Raw genomic sequence first — 6062 nt, forward strand, 5'->3', positions numbered from 1 at the left:
CGGACGCCGCGGCGGTCGCCGTGCCGGCGGCCTCGGGCGCTGCCTGCGCGGCGTTCGGCGCGGTCGGGACCGGGTTGAACGGGTCGACGGGTGCCGCCACGATCTGCCGGTCCACGACCGTCCCGGGGACCGGTGCCGGGGTGGAGCCCGACGGTGCCGTGCCCGCGCCGGGAGCGACGGACGTGGGGGCCGCGCCGGCGGTGCCCGGGGCACCGGGGGCGGGCGCGGCGGCGGGGGCCTGGCCGTCGATGGTGAACCAGTCCGAGCGCAGGCCCAGCTTCTTGCGGACGTCCGCTCCGGTCGCGGTGACGGTCTTGTTCGCGCCGACGATCTCGACGGCCTCGACCCGGGCGGCCTGCCCGGACTGCGTCTTCGTCACGCGGATGGACTTGAACGCGCCGACGCCGAACTCCTGCGCGATCTTCGCCGTGGGTACCTGCTGGGTCCAGTTCCGGTAGGGCGAGACGACATCGCCGTCGTCCTTGACGGGCGTGAAGTCGCCGCCCGCGGTGAATCCGCCGGTGGAACTGGAGAACTCGGTGGACACGGCGTAGCCGTTCTTCGCCATGACCAGGCCCGCGGTGCTCGCGACGGCCTTGTCGGTGCGCGGGTCCTCCTTCGAGGCGCCGCCGTAGACCTGGGAGTCCTGGGTGTCGTTGTACGCGTCGCCGCGCTTGGCGCCCTCGGCGAGCGCGTACGAACGGGCGGCGATGGCCTGGGCGCGAAGGGCCTCGTAGCCGCCCTGGTCCGCCCACTCCGCCTTGCTCTCGACCGGCACCACGCCGCGCACGTAGTCCTCGATGTTGACGACGTTGAAGACCTTGCCGTCCTTCGCGGCGACCGCGCCGCGGTAGGTGGCATTGGTGCCGCAGAACTTCAGCAGCTCGGCCGTCGGACGGCCCGGCTGCGCGTTGAGCGGGTTGACGGTGCCGTCCCCCGCCGGGACGGTCTTGATCACGGGACCGCCGCAGCCCGTGGTGATGACGGCGTTGCCGCCCTCGATGCGCACGGCCTGGCCGGGGGCCACCTGCTGGTCGCCGATCTTCGCGCCGGCCGGGGCCAGCACGTTGGCCGTCTTCTGCGTGGTGAGCTGCACGCGCACGGGCAGGTTGGTGTCCGCGCGGGAGAGCTGGGAACCGCCGTAGTAGTGCGCGACGATCTGCTCGGCCGTCCAGCCGGACTTCGCGTAGCCGAACGCGCCCCACTGGCCGAGCCCGCGGCCGTGGCCGTTGCCCTGGCCGGTGAAGGTCACCTCGTTACCCGCCGTGAGCTGCGGGTCGCCGACGATGTTCGTGGTGCTGAGCAGTGCCGCCGCGCCGCCCACGGCCAGTGCCGGGAGCATCGCGAGGGCGACGGTACGCCGTACGCGGCGGCGACGAGGGCCACCGTCGATCCATACGGGCATGGCTTCTCCTTAGCTCGACGCAGGTGAGCCGTGCCCGGATCAGGCAAAGCTCAACGTGAGGTCGAGACTAACACCATCAGCAACATTCGTCACGTAAGCACCTTGAGTCACACGAGTCACATCGAGCGGGGGACGGGTCAGGGACGGGGAACATCTTTCGAAGCGTTCTGCGACGGATCTCGCCGGATTCTTCGCAGAACGCTTCGAAAGATGTTCACGCGGCCTCGCTCCCCCGGTCACGGAGCGCGGAGCGCACTTGACGCAGGAGATCGTCGGTACCGCCGGCGAGGATCTTCTTGGTGACGACGATGACCTCCCAGCCGTGATCGTGACGCAGGGTGTTCCGCCGCGTGGCGTCGAGGGCCTGCTGATCAGGGTCGGCGTGATCGCGGCCGTCGTACTCGACAGCGACCTTGAACTCTTCGGCGCCCAGGTCGAGGCGGTAGGCACCGCCGTCAATCGCGACCTGTGTACGGAACATCGTCAGTCCATCGCGATGCAGGAGCAGGCGTGTGTGGGTCTCGGGAGGCGATTCGGCGCCGCCGTCCGACTCAGCGAGAACGGCCCGGACCCTGCGCGACCTGTGCAGATGCGAGTGGGAATCGAGGTAGCCGATGACCTCTTGCGCAGTCGTGGCCGACCTGCCGTCGTCGCGCACTCGGAGGCACTGATCAGCGCCGACGACGGCGTCGTCGCCCTCGGTGAAGCGAGCGATGTCGATCAAGGTCCTGGCTCCGGTCGTCAACCGGAGTCCCTCGACCACGATCACGTCCTCATCCGGCATCGAGCCGCCGCGGATGATGACGCCCTTCCGCCGGCGAGGTAGCGGTAGCCAGATCTCGATCGGGCGGCCGGCGCAGTAGGCCACACCGTGTAGTGCGGCGGCGGTCCAGCCGCAGAACACGGCATCGGAATAGAGGACCCGCACCGCTTCCAGCCGGTCGCGGAAGGTCACCGGCAGCGCGGCCGGCATCCGGACACCGTGGACGACCTGCTGATACCGCGTTCGGATCTCGTACGGCGTCACCACCGAGACCAGGTATCGCGTGCGAATCCCCATACCAATTGGACGCACCGGCATCCACAACGGATCCGTCGACAACATCTTTCGAAGCGTTCTGCGACAAATCGCGACGGATCCGTCGCAGAACGCTTCGAAAGATGTCGGCCCGGCCGGACCGCGCACCGTCGAACGTCCTAGAACCAGCGCTCCAGCACCCGGGCGACGCCGTCGTCGAGGTTGGTCGCGGTCATCGTGTTCGCGGCGCGGCGAGCCAGCGGGTGGGCGTTGCCCATGGCGACGCCCATGTCGGCCCAGCGGAGCATCGCGGCATCGTTGGGCATGTCGCCGAAGGTCGCGGTGCGGACGTCGCCGGTGAGCCCGAGGTGTTCGATCGCGAGCTGGATGCCGGTGGCCTTGGTGATCCCGGGGACGTGGAACTCGATGAGCCCGTTGTTGGTGGCGTAGGTGACGTCGGCGAGGCCGTCCAGGTGCGGGGCGATGCGGGCGTGCATCTCGTCCGAGGTCATCCCCGGCTGCCGGACCAGCAGTTTCACGGCGGGGTGTGCGAGGACCTCGGCGTCGGCGGCGGTCACGGTGTCGGGTTCGAGCCAGGCGTGCTGGTACCCCGTCGACGCGGCGAACCGCGGCGTCGCGGAATCGTGCTCGCCGTGCGCCACCCGCTCGGCGGCGAAGCCGGCACCCGGAAGGTGCTGGTACACCAGCTCGGCGACGATCGACAGCAGCTCCGGCGACATCAACGCCGCCGAGACCACCCGGCCCGAGCCGGTGTCGTAGAGCACCGCGCCGTTCGCGCACACCGCGAGCGGCGCGAAATCGAGCTGGTCGGCGATGGGGTCGACGGCCCGCGGCGGCCGACCGGTGGCCAGCACGAAGTGGCCGCCCGCGTCGCGCACCGCGTTCACGGCGACGTGCGTCCGCAGGGTGAGCCGCTCGTGGTCGTCGACGAGCGTGCCGTCGACATCGCTCGCGATCAGGATCGGGGCGGGACCGAGCGTCTCGAGCCCCGGCGCCTCCAGCGGACGGGGGTCAGGCACCGTCGCCCCGTCGCTCCTCCCGGAGGCGGCGGCGCTCGTCGAGGTCGGCGGCGTCCATCGCCTCGGCCTCCTCCAGCGTGGGCGCGCTGCCGCCGAGGCGCGCGGGCACCCAGGGCTCGCCCTGCGGGTGCGGGCCGTACAGGTCCTGCAGCTGCAGGAGCATGGCCTGCATCGACTCCTTGAGCCGCGCGGTCAGCTCCTCGGGCGGCCCCACGGGATCGAGCGGATCGCACACGCCGATGACGATGCGGAACTTCTTCCGCCCGAGCTGCTTGGGCAGGCCTTTGGTCCAGATCTGCTGGGCTCCCCACACCACGACGGGGATGATCGGCACGCCGGCCTCGATCGCCATCCGGGCCGCGCCGGACTTGAAGCCCTTGAGCTCGAAGCTGCGGCTGTGGGTGGCCTCGGGGTAGACGCCGACGAGCTCGCCGGACTTCAAGGCTGCGACGGCGGCGGCGTACGCGTCGGCGCCGGCCTCGCGGTCGACCGGGATGTGGCGCAGCGCGCGCATGATCGGCCCCGACTTCGAATTGTCGAAGACCTCCTTCTTCGCCATGAACCGCACCTTGCGCCGACCGGCGGCGTAGGCGGGCTTCCCGGCGAAGGGGAAGTCGAGGTAGCCGGTGTGATTGATGGCGACCACCGCCCCGCCCGTGCGGGGGAACTTATGGAAGTCCACCTCGGTGAACTTGATGCCTTGGAAGGCCCACATGCCGCGGGCAACTTCGAGAATCGTTCCGTAGACGGGTTCCACACCGCAAGAGTAACCGTGGCCACGTCTGCGCGGTGCCGCAGCCGAGCAGTCGCCGCTCCCATTACGCTGTACTGGTCAGGCAAACAGGCGAAAGGCTTCACCGTGCAGGTCACCAGCGTCGGGCACGCGGGTTTCCATATCTCCACCGCCGCAGGCACCATCCTGTGTGATCCGTGGGTGAACCCCGCGTACTTCGGGTCGTGGTTCCCCTTCCCGGACAACACGCAGCTGGACTGGAAGGCGCTCGGCGACGTCGACTACCTCTACGTCTCCCACCTGCACCGCGACCACTTCGACGCGAAGAACCTGGCCGAGAACGTCAGTAAGGACGCCACCGTCCTGCTGCCCGACTACCCCGTGCCGGACCTGCGGCGCGAACTGGAGAAGCTGGGCTTCACGAAGTTCTTCGAGACGCAGGACTCGGTGAAGCACACGATCAGCGGCCCCAAGGGCGATCTGGACGTGATGATCATCGCACTGCGCGCCCCCGCGGACGGCCCCATCGGCGACTCGGGCCTGGTCGTCTCCGACGGCGAGACCGTGCTGTTCAACATGAACGACGCCCGCCCCGTCGACATGGACGTGCTCGACGAGTTCGGCGGCGTCGACGTGCACCTGCTGCAGTACTCGGGCGCCATCTGGTACCCGATGGTCTACGACATGCCGAAGGGCTCCAAGCGCCGCTTCGCCGAGCAGAAGCGCCAGCGCGGCATGGACCGCGCCCGCAGCTACGTCGACCAGGTCGGCGGCACCTGGGTCGTGCCGTCCGCGGGCCCGCCCGCCTTCCTCGACCCCGAGCTGCGCTACCTCAACGACGAGGGCCGCGTCGACCGCGAGAGCATCGGCGGCGACCCGTCGAACATCTTCCCGGACCAGATCACCTTCCTCGAGCAGATGAAGAGCAACGGCAACGACAGTGGCCTGCTGTTCATCCCGGGCACCGTCGGGGAGTTCCGCGGCAAGGAACTCGTTTCGCTCACGCACCCGGTCTCCGAGGCCGAGGTGATGGACATCTTCGAGAACAAGACCGCGTACCTCGACGCCTTCGCGGCGCGCCAGGCGCCGGTCCTGGCCGCCGAGAAGGCCACCTGGGCCAAGGACGACGGGCAGCCCCTGCTGCCCGCACTCAAGGCCACGTTCGAGCCGATCATGCAGGCATCGCCGCTGATCAGCGATGGGATCGGTTACCCGGTCGGGCTCGAGATGGCCTCGCCCGACGGTGCCGTCGAGACCGTGGTGCTCGACTTCCCGCAGCGCATCGTCCGGGCCCCGGAGGAGGGCGACGGCAAGTACCGGTACGGCTTCCGCATCGCCGCGGAGCTGGTCCGCACGGTGCTGCGCGACGAGGAGCCGGACTGGGTGAACACGATCTTCCTGTCGACGCGGTTCACCACCTGGCGCATCGGCGGCTACAACGAATTCCTCTACACCTTCTTCAAGTGCCTCACGGACGAGCGGATCGCCTACGCCGACGGCTGGTTCTCCGAGGCGCACGACGACACCGCGTCGACCGAGCTGGACGGCTGGGAGGTGCAGCGCCGTTGCCCGCACCTCAAGGCTGACCTGTCGACCTTCGGCGTGGTCGACGGCGGCAAGCTCACCTGCAACCTGCACGGCTGGCAGTGGGATCTGGAGTCGGGCCGCTGCCTGACCTCCAGCGGCCACGAGATCCGCGCGAAGAGGCTGACATGAACGGCCCGCGGCGTCGCCCCAGCAACCGGCAGCGCGTCGAGGATTACTACGGCGTGCACGAGACGGGCATCGGCGCGCGCCCGGCACCCGCCCCGGCCGACCCGGCGGTGCCGCCCGCTCCCCCGGCGGTGCCGCCCGCGCCCGCCGGCA

At 69.8% G+C, this 6062-nt stretch carries 5 protein-coding genes; 1 reads left to right on the forward strand and 4 read right to left on the reverse strand.

What is annotated here, in order from left to right:
- From HF999_RS21865 to HF999_RS21880, 4 genes are all read right to left on the reverse strand, one after another.
- Positions 1–1405 (reverse strand): SpoIID/LytB domain-containing protein (locus HF999_RS21865; protein WP_168547874.1); only part of this gene is annotated, 1405 nt, incomplete at its 3' end.
- A gap of 214 nt (positions 1406–1619) precedes the next feature.
- Positions 1620–2465: a type IV toxin-antitoxin system AbiEi family antitoxin gene (locus tag HF999_RS21870; RefSeq protein ID WP_168547875.1), complete on the reverse strand. Its 846-nt coding sequence runs from the start codon at positions 2463–2465 to the stop codon at positions 1620–1622.
- Between the two features lie 137 nt (positions 2466–2602).
- Positions 2603–3463, reverse strand: a complete 861-nt coding sequence (locus HF999_RS21875; RefSeq protein WP_312854238.1) for an HAD family hydrolase — start codon at positions 3461–3463, stop codon at positions 2603–2605.
- Positions 3456–4220 (reverse strand): lysophospholipid acyltransferase family protein, encoded by a 765-nt coding sequence (locus HF999_RS21880; RefSeq protein WP_168547876.1) that lies wholly within the window; start codon positions 4218–4220, stop codon positions 3456–3458. The genes HF999_RS21875 and HF999_RS21880 overlap by 8 nt, the downstream gene beginning before the upstream one ends.
- A gap of 102 nt (positions 4221–4322) precedes the next feature.
- On the opposite strand from HF999_RS21880, the gene HF999_RS21885 reads away from it, so the two are divergent.
- Positions 4323–5912 carry a Rieske 2Fe-2S domain-containing protein gene (locus HF999_RS21885; RefSeq protein WP_168547877.1) on the forward strand — a complete coding sequence of 530 codons (1590 nt, stop codon included), beginning with the start codon at positions 4323–4325 and terminating at the stop codon, positions 5910–5912.
- Positions 5913–6062 lie beyond the last annotated feature (150 nt).

It is taken from the genome of Tsukamurella spumae, from assembly GCF_012396015.1.
GTDB classification, from domain to species: domain Bacteria; phylum Actinomycetota; class Actinomycetes; order Mycobacteriales; family Mycobacteriaceae; genus Tsukamurella; species Tsukamurella spumae.